Raw genomic sequence first — 15,241 nt, forward strand, 5'->3', positions numbered from 1 at the left:
CAACTCAAGCAGAACATTTATCGCAACAATCAAATTTTACTCCGTTCAGGTGTTGTGCTGACCCGCGCATACATCGAAAAACTACGCGAGCTTGGCTATGTTTCTGTTCGCGTTGATGAACCGGAGAGCAGCGACATCATTCCCAACGACACCATTTCGCCAGAGCTACATCAGCGCGGTGTCGAAACGGTTACTCGGATATTTCAGGCGGTGAAAGACTCCAACCAAAGCCGCTCACTGATTACCAATCCAAAATTTTACCAAGATATTCTCGGGTATATTGACCTTCTGCTTAAAGAGCTGAGCCGTACGGCAACTGGACTTGTTTGCCTTGGCTCTTTGAAAGCGCATTCCAGCTATACGTTTCAACACTCAATCGACGTCGCTGTCGTAGCGTTAGTTTTTGGCCGCCGCTTTGGACTCTGGGGCGATCACTTAGAGTCGCTTGGATTGGGAGCCATTCTGCATGATATGGGGAAAATGTTTATTCCTGATTCGATTTTAGAGAAGCCTGCAAAGCTTACGGCAGAAGAGTTTGAAGTCATCAAAACCCACCCACAACACGGGCACGATGTCATTGTTGTGAATGAAAAGTTTAAGCACCGTACGCGCATAACAAACATAGTGCTGCACCACCATGAGCGGCATAGCGGTGGCGGATACCCCGCAGGATTACAGGGGGAGGATCGTGAGTGGGATCCTACGAATTCGCGTCAACTTGTCCGTGGCATCCATCCCCTTACCCAGATGGTTACACTGTGTGATGTGTTTGATGCTTTGACGAGTTATCGCCCTTACCGTTCGGCAATGACCATCCCGGAAGCCCTTGCCCTGATGGCCAACGAGATGGCGTCAACGTTTCACCCAGTGTATTTAGAAAAATTTATCCAAAGTATTAACCATTACCCCGTGGGGTCGAATATCCGTATTTCGCAAGGAAAATACAAAGGGTATATGGGAACGGTGAGCGGTTCTGAGCGCGAAGAGCGTAAAGATGGCCGAGTGCACTATGCTGGTACGGTACGTCTTTTTTATAATGGGGAAATGGAACGGATTGACCCTATTGAAGTGTCCATAGGCGAAGCGGAAGGATACTGACAATAAGAACCTTACTGCGGCAGTTTTCGCATCGCGAAGCAGTTGCATCGTATCGGCAAAAAGGATATGGTAAACGCTTGTGATTTGGCTACTGGAACATGTTGCTGCGGGAGTGAAACTTGATCCCAAAAAAAGAAAAAAAACGACTCTTTTTTTTTGAACTCATAGGGAGACTTGACTGGCTGTTAATATTTTTTATCGTATCGTTGTGCGGTTATGGTCTTTTGATGGTGCATACCTCGACCTACGATGCCATTACAAGCACTCCATCGCCACTTTTCTATAAACAGGCTATGTGGATTGGTATCGGCTTAGTAGCCATGTTTTTTATGGCTTTTATCGATTACCATTATTTAGTGAAATCCGCTTTCATCTGGTATTTGTTATTACTCGCTATTCTCGTTTTCGTTTTGCTGCACGGCAGTGTTGGTATGGGCGCTCAGCGTTGGATACGTATTGGTGGCATCGCCTTTCAGCCCAGCGAATTTGGTAAACTTGTGCTCGTCCTAGTGTTTGCGCGCTATTTTTCAGAGTATGCCCCCAAAGAAAACCTTGGATTAAAAGATATCTGGAAACCACTGCTCTTGCTGTCTGTTCCGGTAGTTATGATTGCTAAGCAACCCGATTTAGGTACCGCACTGGTGTTTGTATTTCTCTTTGTGATTATTACGTTTGTCAGTGGTATACGGATCAAACTCCTTATCAACACTATTGCGGTGGGAATTCTGTCCTTGCCTTTACTGTGGGCATCAATGCGCGATTACCAAAAACGACGTGTATTAAATTTTCTTGACCCAGAGTCAGATCCTTTTGGAGCTGGCTATCACGTTATTCAGTCAAAAATTGCGATTGGCTCAGGTGGCTTGTTTGGCAAAGGGCTCCTTGAAGGAACCCAAAGCCAACTGAGATTCTTGCCCGAACGTCACACCGACTTTATCTTTAGCGTCATGGCCGAAGAACTTGGCATGATAGGATGCTTAATCTTCTTCAGCCTTTTCTTTATGCTGGTGCTGCGCGGATTTGAAATCGCTCGCAGTGCCAAGGATAAAGAAGGATTTGTTCTTGCTGTAGGCATTTTATCAATATTCGTGCTCCACTCCTTTATTAACCTTGGTATGACAATGGGACTCCTCCCGGTTGTCGGTGTACCACTTCCATTTCTCTCCTATGGAGGATCGAGTATGGTCATGGTACTCGCTGGACTCGGTGTTGTTTTGAATATCCGTGTACGCAGGCTCCGCTTTAATTCAGAGAATGATGTTATTGTTCATTAGCGAACTGTAAAATTTGCGTGATAACTTCTGGTGTATAGACGTTTGCCAGTCCCCATACCTGTGCGGCATCAGAAATATTCGCCACAATGGTCGGGATTTCTGAAGCCGGAATTCCCGCATCAGCCAACCGAGTTGGTGCCCCAATTTTCTTGAACCATGCTTCTAACGATTGAACACCGCTCAGGGAATCATTCACGCCAAACACTTCACGTGCGAACCGCTGATACTGACTTTCCCACTGTGGTAAATGCCATTTCATCCATGCTGGAATGATAATAGCTAACCCAGCACCATGGGCAATGCGGTACAGTGCACTGAGGGAGTGCTCCAGAAGATGATTCGGGAAACTAAAGCCGCTGACCCCCGCCGTCGTTACTCCGTTCAATGCCAGTGTTGCCGTCCACATGAACTCGCTCCGCGCACCAAGGTGGTTGGGGTCGGCCATAATTGTATCAGTTGTTTCGATGACCGTTTTGATAATACTTTCGACAAGGCGATTTTGTAAATTACCACCTACCTCTTGCGTGAAATAGGCTTCAATAACATGTGCAATAGCATCAACTGCACTATAAGCCGTATAGTCAGCCGGAACACTACACGTTAGCGCGGGATTGAGTATCGAAACCGTCGGATAGCAATAAGGCGATGAAATCGCATATTTTTGTTGTTTCCGTTCGTTAAGAATCACACTATTGCCATTCATTTCGCTGCCAGTTGCCGCGATGGTCAGAATATCGAAAATGGGCAACGCGGAGCGGATAGGTGCGTTACCCAAGAAACAATCCCATAATTCGCCATCGAGTTTTGCCCCCACAGCAATCGCTTTCGCTTCATCAACCACTGAACCGCCACCGACTGCCAGCACGCTATCGACATGTTCACGACGGGCAAGGTCAACCCCTGCTTGCGTATGTGATAGGAGTGGGTTGGAAACAACACCGCCATGCTCAATAAAATCGACTCCATGGGCGGCTAAATTCTGCTGCACTCTGCTCAGTAATCCGCTGCGGCGAACAGACTCCTGCCCGTACACGAGAAGCGTTTTGCGGTGCCCACGCGACGCTAACTCTTTACCAATCTTCTCTTCTTTGCCTACACCGAAAATGATCTTTGTTGGATTATGAAAAACGAAGTCGTGTATCATACAGCCCTCCTGACAGTTTTATTACAAAATTACTATAACGAAGATCGCACGGTTTGCCAATCACGCACATCTGCTTATAGTGGTGTCGCATGAGCTAAATTGAGAAAAATACTTGAATTCGTCAGGTCGTTTCTGTAAGTTGTCGCATTCTTTTATAACGCAGTTTCGACGAGAAACCGCAACCGGAGGACTTCATGAAAAGTGATCGCATCAAAAAAGGGATCGAGCGGGCTCCACACCGTTCGCTTCTCTACGCCACCGGCCTCAAAAAGGACGCGATGGCACGTCCCTTCATCGGGATCGTTTCGAGCTTTACCGACCTGATACCAGGCCATGTCGGTATGCGCGACTTGGAGCGTTTTATTGAAAAGGGGGTCCACTCAGGTGGCGGCCAATCGTTTATTTTCAGCGTACCAGGTGTCTGCGACGGAATCTCGATGGGACACATCGGCATGCACTACTCCCTGTCAACGCGGGAACTGATTGCCGACATGATCGAATCGGTCACCATGGCACACGCCCTTGACGGCTTGGTTCTGTTGACCAACTGTGACAAAATCACCCCTGGCATGTTGATGGCAGCCGCTCGCCTGAATGTGCCGGCAATCGTGGTGACTGCCGGACCGATGATGACTGGCAACTACAAAAACATTCGCCGTGATTTTGTTACCGACACGTTCGAAGCGATGGGGCAATGCCAACAAGGAATTATTACCCGTGATGAACTCGACCATCTCGAAATGGCGGCCTGTCCGGGAAGTGGTTCCTGCCAAGGACTTTTCACCGCCAATACCATGGCGTGTGTCAGCGAAGCTATCGGCATGAGTTTGCCGTATGGCGGTACGGCACTGTGCGGTTTTGCTGAGAAAAAGCGAATTGCGCAGGATTCCGGTGAGCGGATTTGCGAGTTGGTTCGTCAGGACATCAAACCACGCGACATTATGACCCGCGAAGCCTTTGAAAATGCGATTCGCATTGATATGGCACTCGGCGGCTCAACCAATACAACCTTACACATCCCCGCAATTGCCTATGAATGTGGCATTGAACTCGGGATGGAAATTTTCGACGAAATCAGTCGTGTCACACCAAATATATCCAGTCTCAAACCAGCTGGAATCTATTATATGGAAGACTTCCATTTTGCTGGTGGCATCCCTGCTGCCATGCGCGAACTGGGCACCAGCGCCATGCACAACTGCCTGACAACGTCTGGGATGATGATTCACGACATTATGGCGCAAGCTATCAACTATAATCGTGATGTCATTCGCCCAACCGATAACCCGGTCAAAAAAGAGGGCGGCATCGCTGTACTGAAAGGAAACCTTGCGCCATTCGGCAGCGTCATTAAGCAGACAGCTGTTTCCGATGCCATGCGTTTATTTACCGGCAATGCACGGGTGTACAACTCGGAAGAAGCGGCTATGGCTGACATTATGGCGAAAAAAATCAATAAAGGTGACGTCATTGTCATCCGCTACGAAGGACCGAAGGGCGGGCCTGGCATGCGAGAAATGCTTGCTCCTACCGCCGCGATCATGGGGATGGGACTTGGCGAACATGTCTGCCTGATTACCGATGGACGCTTTAGTGGTGGCACACGCGGGCCATGTATCGGCCATGTATCACCAGAAGCCGCCGAAGGTGGCCCAATTGCTGCCGTGCAAGAAGGGGATACCATCATTCTTGATCTCGAAAAACGGAGTCTGCACCTTGACGTAACGCCAGAAGAGCTTGAGCGTCGCCTCGCAAACGTTACGCATCCAGAACCAAAAATTAAAACCGGCTGGTTGGCACGGTACGCGAAGTTAGTTACTTCGGCGAATACTGGCGCGATATTGAAAGCGTAATGGTAGTCTGCTTCTACCAGAGTAATACTTGGAGGATTTTTGTATGCAAATGACTGGTGCACAAATATTTGTCGAATGTTTACGTCAGGAAAAAGTTGATCTGTTTTTTGGCTATCCCGGTGGCGTACTGCTTGGTATTTACGATGAACTGTATAACTGCGATGTCAAACACATCCTGACCCGCCATGAGCAGGGAGCTGTTCACGCGGCGGATGGATATGCCCGCTCCACCGGTCGCGTTGGTGTTTGTCTTGCAACCTCTGGCCCAGGAGCGACCAACTTGGTGACTGGCATTGCCACCGCCTACATGGATTCTGTGCCAATGGTAGTTTTCACCGGCCAGGTTCCAACCAGCGCCATTGGTAATGATGCCTTCCAAGAGGTAGATATTGTCGGCATCACACGCCCCATCGTAAAGCACAGCTACCTCGTGAAAGACGTGCTTGACCTTGCCCGCACGATCAAAGAAGCCTTTCATATCGCGAGCACTGGCCGCCCTGGCCCGGTTCTGGTCGATATCCCCAAAGATGTAATCCATGCAAAATGTGACTTTGTATACCCAGATACCGTAAATATTGCCGGGTACAAGCCGAATACGACCGGTCACCCTGGTCAAATTAAAAAAGTTGTTGATTACGTGCGCGACGCACGCCGCCCGCTGCTCTACGTTGGCGGCGGTGTCAAAAGTGCGGATGCGAACGAAGAACTGCGTCAACTTGCGCATACACTGCGTATTCCTGTAACGGAAACTCTGATGGGGCTTGGCTCTATAGATGGATATGACGATTTAGCTATTGGCATGCTTGGCATGCACGGTTGCTATGCAGCGAACATGGCCGTGAGTGATTGCGATCTTATCATCTGTGTTGGCGCACGTTTTGACGACCGAGTAACGGGAAAACTGAGTGAGTTTGCCAAAGGGGCAAAAGTTATCCATTTTGATATTGATCCTTCATCGATATCCAAAAGTGTTTACGCACACCATCCGGTTGTAGGCGATATTAAAATTGTACTTGGTCAACTGCTCGAAGAATTACAGAAACACGATATTGAAGAACTGAAAAAAGGCCATGAAGAGTGGATTCGCCAAGTTGCCGAATGGAAAGAGCAGTTCCCGCTCAGCTACCAGCAGGATGGCGATGTGATTAAGCCGCAGTTCGTTCTTGAAACCCTTTCAAAAATGATCAAGGGTAAAAATGTGTTTGTTACCACAGAAGTTGGCCAGCATCAGATGTGGGCGGCGCAATTTATTCAATTTGAACATCCGCGGAAATTCATCACTTCCGGTGGTCTTGGAACCATGGGATACGGCTTTCCTGCGGCTATTGGTGCGGCATTTGCCAATCCTGACGCCATTGTCATTGACGTTGCGGGCGATGGTTCCATTCAGATGAATATCCAAGAAATGATGATAGCTGTACAACATAAACGGAACGTAAAGATACTCATCCTGAATAACGGCTTCCTTGGTATGGTACGTCAGTGGCAGCAACTTTTCTTTGATCGTCGTTATTCGTCGACTGATATTGAAATGCAGCCTGACTTTGTCAAACTTGGCGAGGCGTATGGCGCCACGGGTCTACGAACGAATAAAATCGACGAAGTCGAAGGGATACTCAAAAAGATGCTGGAAACTCCAGGGCCGGTTATCGTCGATATCGTTACGGCACGCGAAGAAAACGTTATGCCAATGGTTCCTGCCGGAGCCAGCGTCCGCGATATGATTCTGACTGACTAATCACAATAAGGGAGTAAAATATGCGACATACCATAAGCATTATTGTAGAAAATCAATTTGGTGTTCTTTCGCGCGTAACAGGTCTTTTTAGTGGGCGCGGATACAATATTGAGAGCCTGACCGTTGCCCCGCAAGATGATAAAAACTTCAGCCGCATTACGATAGTCACTACTGGCGACGATGCCGTGGTGGAGCAAATCACGAAACAACTCCATAAGCTGATTAATACGCTGAAAGTCACCGATCTTACCAATGAAGATCATGTGGAGCGCGAGTTAATGTTGGTAAAGATAAGCTGTAACAGTACGGCGACGCGCAGTGAAATTTTGCAAATAATGGATATTTTCCGTGGCAAGACCGTCGATGTCGGCATGAAAAGTATTACTATCGAAGTGACTGGTGCTGAAGAGAAAGTGAATGCGTTTCTTGATATGGTTCGGCCATTTGGTATTAAGGAAATGGTACGTACTGGAAAAGTCGCTATGTTAAGAGGCCAAAAACCGGGCATTTAATCAAAATGCTCTGACTTAAACTCAATGGCCATCAGAAGCACATGCTGATTCTGATGGCTTTTTATTTCATCCAAACGCGCCTACTTTTCCAATATCTGAGGCTGTGGCTTACCAAGATAGTACCCTTGCACGTACTGTATTCCAAGTTTGCAGACGGCCTCAAACACTTCATTCGAATGGACAAACTCGGCTACGGTGTAAATTCCGAGCCTGCCAGCCATCAGCGCAATACTTTCTACTGCAGCGGCGTGTACTGGGTTGGTGTGGACATCGCGGATAAGTGAACCGTCGATTTTAATGCACTCTGGTTGAATCCCAAGGATGTGGTCAAAGTTAGAAAAACCACTACCAAAATCATCAATAGCGATAGTGGCGCCATGTGAACGAACGGCCTGTGCGAATGTTTCCAATATGGCTCGGTCGCGCATCTGTTCACTTTCCACCAGCTCGATGATTATCTGACCGGCGGAAGGGGCAAAGAGGCGAAGAGACTCCAGAATATATTCGCGCTGTGGTTCATCAAGAATATCTTCATAATCAAGATTGATGGCAAAGCGATGCGTTGTGCCGCGAAAGTGCTCGAATACAGCATCTATCAGGCTGCGAGAAAGCGGTAGGTAGGCGCGATACCGTTTAGCGATATCTAAAAAGCGGTTCGGCGCAAGAATTCCTTCTGACGGGTCATCGATACGCATTAAACACTCATAATGACTGATCTGCAAGCTTTCCGTGTGAAAAATGGGTTGCAGCCATGGGACAATGCGGTGGTCGCGTATGCCGTCACGAATCAAACGCATGGCGGTCAGTACGGTGGTCTCATCCTGCTTATTATAGCTACTGGTCAATATATCCAAGTTGATGTCGATAATTTTCTCAGCCGCATCCATCAGATCAAGCCGCCCTTCATGCGTCAACAGGTAGCGAACATAACGGCGCACGTAACTCATGCCGACGTTTACATAATGAGTTGGCAGGCCAATGCGGACATGGGCATCGCTGATTCCATCAAGATACCCCGCGTATCCATCATCGTACCGCCCATCAAACAGAGCAACAAACCATTCACCCATTTTGCTGTGGTGGGTAGAAACCTGTGACTCGTTTTCAATAAAGGCACGTGCATGGGCAAAGGTGAAGATGAACTCATGGAAGGTTTGCGAAAATCGGTCGCGATGAAGATATGCCAAGGCGCGTAGCTCTTCTAACGATGCTTGTTCGGTCTGGCTGAAGTTATAATGTTCGAAGGTATCATGCATGCTTCTCATTGGCTTTATCTCACTTTCTTGCACGTTCGCCAGATGAATTGTAATGTTTCGTTTGCTGTTGACAGTGGATACACGTGATGGCTTCCCCTTCAGCACTTACGCAGGAAATACAATTGCGCCCAGCATTCTTTGATGCATAAAGGGCATCGTCTGCACGCGCCACAAAGCTCGCTTCGCTATCATCGACCTTCCATGCAGTGACGCCGAAGCTGCACGTTACCGTGCCAACCTCAGGAAAATTCGTATTTTCAATTTTGACACGGAGCTTTTCCGCTGCAATACACGCAGCGTCGCAGTTGTCATCGCGTAGGAGAAGAACAAATTCTTCGCCACCCCACCGAGCGATAAAGTCGGTTGAACGTACCGTTGACTGTATCAGTGTCGCAAGGTTTTTCAACACCGTGTCGCCAATATTATGCCCGTGGGTATCGTTAATGGCTTTAAAGTGATCAGCATCTATCATAATCAACGCCATTGGCTTACCTGAACGGCGCTTGCGCTCTGCTTCTTCGTGTAGCACTTTTGTAAAATACAGGCGGTTATTGAGTCCGGTAAGCGGATCAGTCGAAGCGAGAATGTCTTTTTCTTTCAATAGCTTTTGTACGGTCTCTAAAAGCTGATTAAAGCTGGCAGAAATGCGTTTTATTTCGTCGGGAAAATGTTTAAGGGGTATGCGTTGCTGAAAATTACAGTTGTTCGTAATAGATTCGATGGTACGTGTCGCCCGGCTAATCGCCCGCAACAGTGTTATCGTTGCCGAAACGGCTAATAAGAGGGCAAGTGTACCGGCACCCAGAATCGTTATGGTGCGCCACCGCATAGAGCTGCGGAATGATTCAAGCTCTTGCTTAATTAACACTCGAATAGTTACTAACGATTTATCTTCCAATGCCTTGAGTTGATCAATAGCGCGAGATGCTTGCTGCCACCACGTTTCAACGGTGAGGTTAGTTGGAAATTGTCCCGATTGGGTAAGTTGCAAGATAATATCGGCGATAATATTTAAGTCACTTTCAGCCGTTGAAGCATGAAAAAATGAAGCCAGTTCCGGAGTGCTTTTCAGTAGAAACTTACGCATTTCCTCGTCATGAAGGCTTTTTAAACGAATGAGGTTGTTCATTACAGAAACATCGGTAATCTGACGTTCAAGAAAATACCCGAGCAAAGCACGGATCTGCCCAAGGTATTCTTTGGCGGAAATTAGATGAATATGAGCGTACATATCCGTTTTGGCGATTGCAGTACTTGGCTCACTGCCAAGCGTATCCATTTCATCAATAAGCTGTTGCAATAAAAGGCTATATTCTCCATACACCACAAGAAGTTCAGAATTATCCAACACCTTAGTGCGAATCTGCCCTAGCGATTGCCGAACAGTAGTGCTGTTCCCATACTCTTGGGAAATGGCTCTGAGCGCCACATCACTGGCGTTTATCTGGGCTTTGTAAGTAGAAAGCGTTCTAGAGCCCTTGACCAAAGCACTTTTGCCACGTTCTTTCTGGATTTCATGTACCGCATTAGAGAGAAGTGTGATGATTTGAATATTGCGGGCAACATGTTCTACTGGACGGGCTTGGGCGCGGTAATCGCTATACTGCAACCAAAGGGCGAATAGTGTCCCTGAAAGAGCCATGAAGCCGAGAAGAATAATTTTGTGCCGTAGCGGCATAGAGCTTTCCTTACCTGACAAGTGTATAACGAACGTATGGCTTCCTTCACTTTAGAGCGAAAGAGTATAGAAAACTATCTATACATGAAAAACTACCTTGAGTGGCGAAAAATTGCAAGCGGCTCTATGTGAAAGGATCAGAATAGTGCTTGATTTTAGAAGATCCAGTTTGTGCTGGGATAATTCATAAAAACGGTAACACTTTGCCATCCCATATTATCGTCTCATTCTCCATTAATAATTTTTTAAATATCGCAATTCGCCATAACTATCAACATTTCGCATAGTTAGGAAATTGCATTTGTGTCTATTTGTTTCGAACGTACACTATGCGACGCGTGATTGTTACATTAAGCGGCAAAAAACATTGCTACCCCATTCCGATGTTGCTATAAGCATCGGTGAGATATTCAATTATGAAAGTACATCTGAGTAACGCTATTTGCAATTAATTACTGTGTCCTATTACTAGGAGATTACTATGCACAGAAAACCTTTACCTATGCGAATTCTTGTCGTTGATGATGATGAAACCTTGCGCGTCAACCTCACCACGATCCTTACTCTTGAAGGTTATAGTGTGGCGACTGCTGAAAACGGTCAGCGTGGAATTGAGCGCGTAACCAAGGAAAAATTTGATCTCATTATCACTGATATTTCTATGCCAAAACTAGGAGGTGTACAAATGATAGACAGTATTCGCAAGCGCAGCTTTCTGAATGCTAATACGCCTATTATAGTCTTTAGTGGCACTATTAATATGGATGTGGCACACGGGATTAAAGGGAAGATCAATAAAGCATTTTGCAAGCCTGTCGAATCTATCACAGTACTGAACTATATACGGCTTAACTTAGACCCTAATTTTTACAATTCTTCAGATTGCGGTTAACACCCATCAAACGAAAGATACTTTACTTTCGTTATTCCAGCGACGCAGGAACAAGCCATGGACGACACTCTCGTTTCTCCGCCACAGGATGTATTTTTACGCATTTTCCGTTTATCTCGGAGTATTACACTGCTTTTTAGCATTAACGGAATAATTATTGATGCGAGTGATGGAGCACTTCTATTACTTGGCTGTCAGCGAGAAGAGCTTCTTGGTAGCTATTTGTCTATTCTGCCAGATGCACTTCCAATTGAAAACGCAATAAAATCTGTTGCAGAAACACGAGAAACGGCTGTTGTTGCGGTGCAATTACCTAACGGCGAAGTTCTGCTTGAGTTATCAATGATCTCACTAGATTTACCGCAAGGCGGCTATATACTCGCAACGCAAACGTCCCATACCCCATCAATGGTTGCGACTGAAGTCGGCATGGAAAAACTTGCAGGTGAACCGAATGCCAGTCAACACCGGTGGCAGTTTGCTCTCGAAGGTACTCAAGTTGGTGTCTGGGAATGGAATATCCAAAACTCAGAGGTCTATTTTTCGCCGCGTTGGAAGGAAATCCTGGGTTACAGCGACAATGAGCTGATGAACTCTATCGAGCAGTGGCAGCAGCGTATACACCCTGATGACTACGCACGGGTGATGAAAGCGCATGAACCCGCTTTTATGGAACCGGACCGACTCTATCGTTCCGAATATCGTTTGCAGCATCGTGATGGCAGTTATCGTTGGATTAGCTCCCAAGGGAAAGTGATGAGCTGGACAGGCGATAAGAAACCATTGCGCATGATTGGCACCCACGCTGATATAACTGAGCGCCGAGTCCTTGAAGAGCAGCAAGAGCATTTGGTTCGTATTTTGGAAGCCACCACCGACAGTGTAAATATTGCGACTCCCGACGGCCACATGACATTCTGGAATTCCCATGGGCGAGCTATGGTTGGTGTGAGCCCAGAGGAAGATGTTACTACCATCTCATTCGATAGTTTCCATCCACCAGAATCGCTAAAAACTCTCAACACAATTGCAATTCCTTTTGCTATTGCTAATGGCATCTGGCAGGGCGAAAATATTATTATCAACCGTCAAGGGAAGTTAACTCCCGTCACTCAGGTGATTATAGCCCACCGTGACAATCACGGTAATCTGGAATATCTTTCCTCAATCATGAGGGATATCAGTCCCCAAAAGAAAGTTGAAGAAGCACTGCGCAACAGTGAACAACGCTTGTGGCGATTATTGGAAAGCACCCCCTTAGGAGTGGTGATAATAAACACTGATGGCATAATAGAATGGGTAAATCCCGCCATGTGTCGCAAAGTGGATTACCCATATGAATCCCTTATCGGAAACAGTTTAACCAAGTTCCTTCCAGAAGAAAGCCGGAGGACTTGGCATCAGTGGTTTCGGCAATTTGGTAGCACACCCAAGAAGAGATCCATTAAAGAATGGATGCTTGTGCGGCAGAATGGAGAAATCTTTCTCGCGGAGATGGTGTCAACGATATTCACTGACACAAGCGGGCAATGGCGAATGGTCACCTATGTTACTGACATAACAAAACGCAAGCGCTATGAAGAGGAACTTTTGCGCAGCCTGCGCCAGCAAGAGGAGCTCAATGAGCTAAAAAGCACCTTTGTACAGATGGTTTCACATGAATTCCGCACTCCTCTTGCCGGTATTATGGGTTCGGCAGAACTTCTCAAGAAATACCTAGAGCGCCTAAGCCCAGAGCGCCGCACCGAGCATTTGGAAACTATCCTCGGTGGAGTACAGCGCATGGTATTTATGATGGAAGAGATCCTTTCTTTAGGTGCAATAGACTCAGGACGAACAAGTTTTAACCCAACTTGCGTTGATCTCAAGAGTATGTGTCGCAATCTCCAAGCGCAGTTACACAACGTTTTCCCAGGAGAACGTATTCGGATTAAGTTCGATGATATTCCGACTTTCGCCATGCTCGATGAAAGTTTACTGCATCACATTCTCACCAACTTACTGAGTAACTCCTTAAAGTATTCGCCTGTTACATCACCAGTCTATTTTTCTGTGTTCGGAAGTGACAGCGGACTGTGCTTTGGTGTCACTGACTTTGGCCAAGGAATCACAGAAAGCGATTTGGAGCATCTGTTTGAAGCCTTTTTTCGCGGTAGCAACGCAAGCAATATCCAAGGTACTGGTATCGGCATGATGATCGTTAAGCGCTGCCTCGACCTACATGGCGGCACTATTCATATTGAAAGTACGCTTAACCGGGGAAGTACTTTCACTGTCACTATACCCCAAAACACCAAAAGCATTACAGAGGAGGATAGCCATGAGCCGAATTCTACTGATCGAAGATGATCCGGTGCTACGCCACAACATGGTTGAACTGCTAACACTGGAAAACTATGACGTCGATGACGCCCAAGATGGTGAGGAAGGGGTGCGCAAAGCTTTTGAAAGTAATCATGATTTGGTGCTGTGCGATATCATGATGCCAAAAATGGATGGATATCAGGTATTTGAAACTCTCAAGAGTCATCCACAGACGGCGAGTATTCCCTTTCTTTTCCTTACTGCCAAGGTAGACAAAGAGGATGTTCGGCGCGGTATGCTTATGGGTGCCGATGATTATATACTAAAACCTTCACCCATCCAGGAACTATTACAAGCAATAGAAATTCGCTTACAGAAAAGGCAATGGCAGCTTGAGCAGGAGAAGAAACGCTCAGAAGCCCTGTGCTCCGAGCTGGCATTGCGTAGAGTGTGTAAAATATTTTGTGTAAGTGGCCATTTAAGATACTATTCTGATCATATCTCAAGGAGTATCCCATGGCCATTTCCGATGAACTTCTCGACCAGCTTCTTGTCAACTATAAAAAGCCTGAAGATCTTGTAGGCGAAGGCGGTCTACTCAAAGAGTTAACGAAGCGACTTGTAGAGCGTGCAATGCAGACAGAGATGACAGACCATCTTGGCTATGCCAAACATGGAAAGTCAGACAAGCAGGCTGGAAACTCACGCAACGGCAAATATCCAAAGACTATTAGCGGCGAGTTTGGTGAGCTTCAGATCAATGTCCCCCGTGACCGCGACGCCAGTTTTGAGCCAAAAATTATCCCCAAAGGTCAAAGCCGTTTTCATGGTTTTGACGATAAAATCCTCTCTATGTACGCGCTGGGCATGAGTACACGGGACATTCAAGTTCACTTGGAAGAAATGTATGGTGTGGAGGTTTCCCCCACCTTAATATCCCAAGTAACCGATGCTGTGATTGACGATGTGAAATCATGGCAAAACCGTCCCCTTGATGAAGTTTACCCCATTGTTTATCTGGATGCTATCAGGGTGAAAGGGAGACAAGGCGGACACATTATCAACAAAGCAGTGTATCTCGCGTTGGCTGTCACCATGGAGGGACAAAAGGAAGTTCTTGGCATGTGGATCGCGGAAAATGAAGGGGCAAAGTTCTGGCTTAGTATTCTTAACGGACTACAAAACCGTGGAGTTAAGGATATTTTCATAGCTTGCGTTGACGGCTTAAAAGGGTTCCCAGAAGCTATAGAAGCCGCTTATCCGAACACCCAAGTGCAAACCTGCATTGTGCATATGGTCAGACATAGCTTGAATTTTGTGGCATGGAAAGAGCGCAAACAGATGGCCGCCGACTTGAAAGAAATTTATGCCGCGCCAACAGAAGAGCAGGCGCGGAGGAATCTTGAACAATTTGAAACAAAATGGGATGCCACTCATCCAATGGTCAGCCAATCATGGCGCCGCAACTGGGAGCGAATAATCCCATTTTTCA

12 protein-coding genes are annotated in these 15,241 nt (G+C 46.8%); 9 read left to right on the top strand and 3 right to left on the bottom strand.

Annotated elements, in window-relative coordinates; all coding sequences use genetic code 11:
• Positions 1–1,098, top strand: a 1,098-nt coding sequence (locus tag P304_RS0110965) for an HD-GYP domain-containing protein (RefSeq protein WP_027390562.1), incomplete at its 5' end; no start/stop codon positions are given.
• 119 nt (positions 1,099–1,217) lie between these two features.
• Entirely contained in the window at positions 1,218–2,372 is a 1,155-nt protein-coding gene (rodA, locus tag P304_RS15305) for a rod shape-determining protein RodA (protein WP_051321629.1), read from the top strand.
• Here the strand turns inward: rodA and P304_RS0110975 are convergent.
• Positions 2,359–3,516, bottom strand: coding sequence for an iron-containing alcohol dehydrogenase (locus P304_RS0110975; protein WP_201766963.1), 1,158 nt, complete (start codon positions 3,514–3,516; stop codon positions 2,359–2,361). The genes rodA and P304_RS0110975 overlap by 14 nt on opposite strands.
• Before the next feature lie 194 nt (positions 3,517–3,710).
• On the opposite strand from P304_RS0110975, the gene ilvD reads away from it, so the two are divergent.
• Genes ilvD through ilvN form a run of 3 tightly spaced genes read left to right on the top strand, consistent with a single transcriptional unit; the run spans position 3,711 to position 7,619 of the window.
• On the top strand, positions 3,711–5,369 hold the full coding sequence (ilvD, locus tag P304_RS0110980) for a dihydroxy-acid dehydratase (protein ID WP_027390564.1): 1,659 nt from the start codon (positions 3,711–3,713) through the stop codon (positions 5,367–5,369).
• 43 nt (positions 5,370–5,412) lie between these two features.
• Entirely contained in the window at positions 5,413–7,107 is a 1,695-nt protein-coding gene (gene ilvB / locus P304_RS0110985) for a biosynthetic-type acetolactate synthase large subunit (RefSeq protein WP_027390565.1), read from the top strand.
• A 20-nt stretch (positions 7,108–7,127) separates the two neighbouring features.
• Positions 7,128–7,619 carry an acetolactate synthase small subunit gene (gene ilvN, locus P304_RS0110990; RefSeq protein WP_027390566.1) on the top strand — a complete coding sequence of 164 codons (492 nt, stop codon included), beginning with the start codon at positions 7,128–7,130 and terminating at the stop codon, positions 7,617–7,619.
• Between the two features lie 80 nt (positions 7,620–7,699).
• Here the strand turns inward: ilvN and P304_RS16325 are convergent, their stop codons facing one another.
• Complete coding sequence (locus P304_RS16325) at positions 7,700–8,875, bottom strand: EAL domain-containing protein (protein ID WP_027390567.1); 1,176 nt, start codon at positions 8,873–8,875, stop codon at positions 7,700–7,702.
• A gap of 19 nt (positions 8,876–8,894) precedes the next feature.
• A complete protein-coding gene (locus P304_RS16330) occupies positions 8,895–10,553 on the bottom strand; it encodes a diguanylate cyclase (protein ID WP_051321630.1) in 1,659 nt (552 codons plus the stop codon).
• A 481-nt stretch (positions 10,554–11,034) separates the two neighbouring features.
• Between P304_RS16330 and P304_RS15320 the strand changes: the two genes are divergently transcribed.
• The 4 genes from P304_RS15320 to P304_RS0111020 form a co-directional block, all read left to right on the top strand.
• The gene (locus P304_RS15320; RefSeq protein ID WP_027390568.1) at positions 11,035–11,445 is read left to right on the top strand and encodes a response regulator; all 411 of its coding nucleotides are present in this window, start codon (positions 11,035–11,037) and stop codon (positions 11,443–11,445) included.
• Between the two features lie 57 nt (positions 11,446–11,502).
• Complete coding sequence (locus P304_RS0111010) at positions 11,503–13,794, top strand: PAS domain S-box protein (RefSeq protein ID WP_027390569.1); 2,292 nt, start codon at positions 11,503–11,505, stop codon at positions 13,792–13,794.
• A complete protein-coding gene (locus P304_RS16335) occupies positions 13,766–14,332 on the top strand; it encodes a response regulator transcription factor (RefSeq protein WP_027390570.1) in 567 nt (188 codons plus the stop codon). Before P304_RS0111010 ends, P304_RS16335 begins: the two co-directional genes overlap by 29 nt.
• The coding region (locus P304_RS0111020) for an IS256 family transposase (RefSeq protein ID WP_027390571.1) at positions 14,266–15,241 on the top strand (976 nt) is incomplete at its 3' end. The genes P304_RS16335 and P304_RS0111020, both read left to right, overlap by 67 nt.

Origin of the sequence: Chrysiogenes arsenatis DSM 11915 (assembly GCF_000469585.1) — a bacterium.
GTDB lineage: Bacteria > Chrysiogenota > Chrysiogenetes > Chrysiogenales > Chrysiogenaceae > Chrysiogenes > Chrysiogenes arsenatis.

What these genes read in the sequence shown, in the direction of transcription:
- P304_RS0110975 (WP_201766963.1), bottom strand. Translation starts at nt 3,516, where the DNA reads ATGATACACGACTTCGTTTTTCATAATCCAACAAAGATCATTTTCGGT.
- ilvD (WP_027390564.1), top strand. Translation starts at nt 3,711, where the DNA reads ATGAAAAGTGATCGCATCAAAAAAGGGATCGAGCGGGCTCCACACCGT.
- ilvB (WP_027390565.1), top strand. Translation starts at nt 5,413, where the DNA reads ATGCAAATGACTGGTGCACAAATATTTGTCGAATGTTTACGTCAGGAA.
- ilvN (WP_027390566.1), top strand. Translation starts at nt 7,128, where the DNA reads ATGCGACATACCATAAGCATTATTGTAGAAAATCAATTTGGTGTTCTT.
- P304_RS16325 (WP_027390567.1), bottom strand. Translation starts at nt 8,875, where the DNA reads ATGCATGATACCTTCGAACATTATAACTTCAGCCAGACCGAACAAGCA.
- P304_RS16330 (WP_051321630.1), bottom strand. Translation starts at nt 10,553, where the DNA reads ATGCCGCTACGGCACAAAATTATTCTTCTCGGCTTCATGGCTCTTTCA.
- P304_RS15320 (WP_027390568.1), top strand. Translation starts at nt 11,035, where the DNA reads ATGCACAGAAAACCTTTACCTATGCGAATTCTTGTCGTTGATGATGAT.
- P304_RS0111010 (WP_027390569.1), top strand. Translation starts at nt 11,503, where the DNA reads ATGGACGACACTCTCGTTTCTCCGCCACAGGATGTATTTTTACGCATT.
- P304_RS16335 (WP_027390570.1), top strand. Translation starts at nt 13,766, where the DNA reads ATGAGCCGAATTCTACTGATCGAAGATGATCCGGTGCTACGCCACAAC.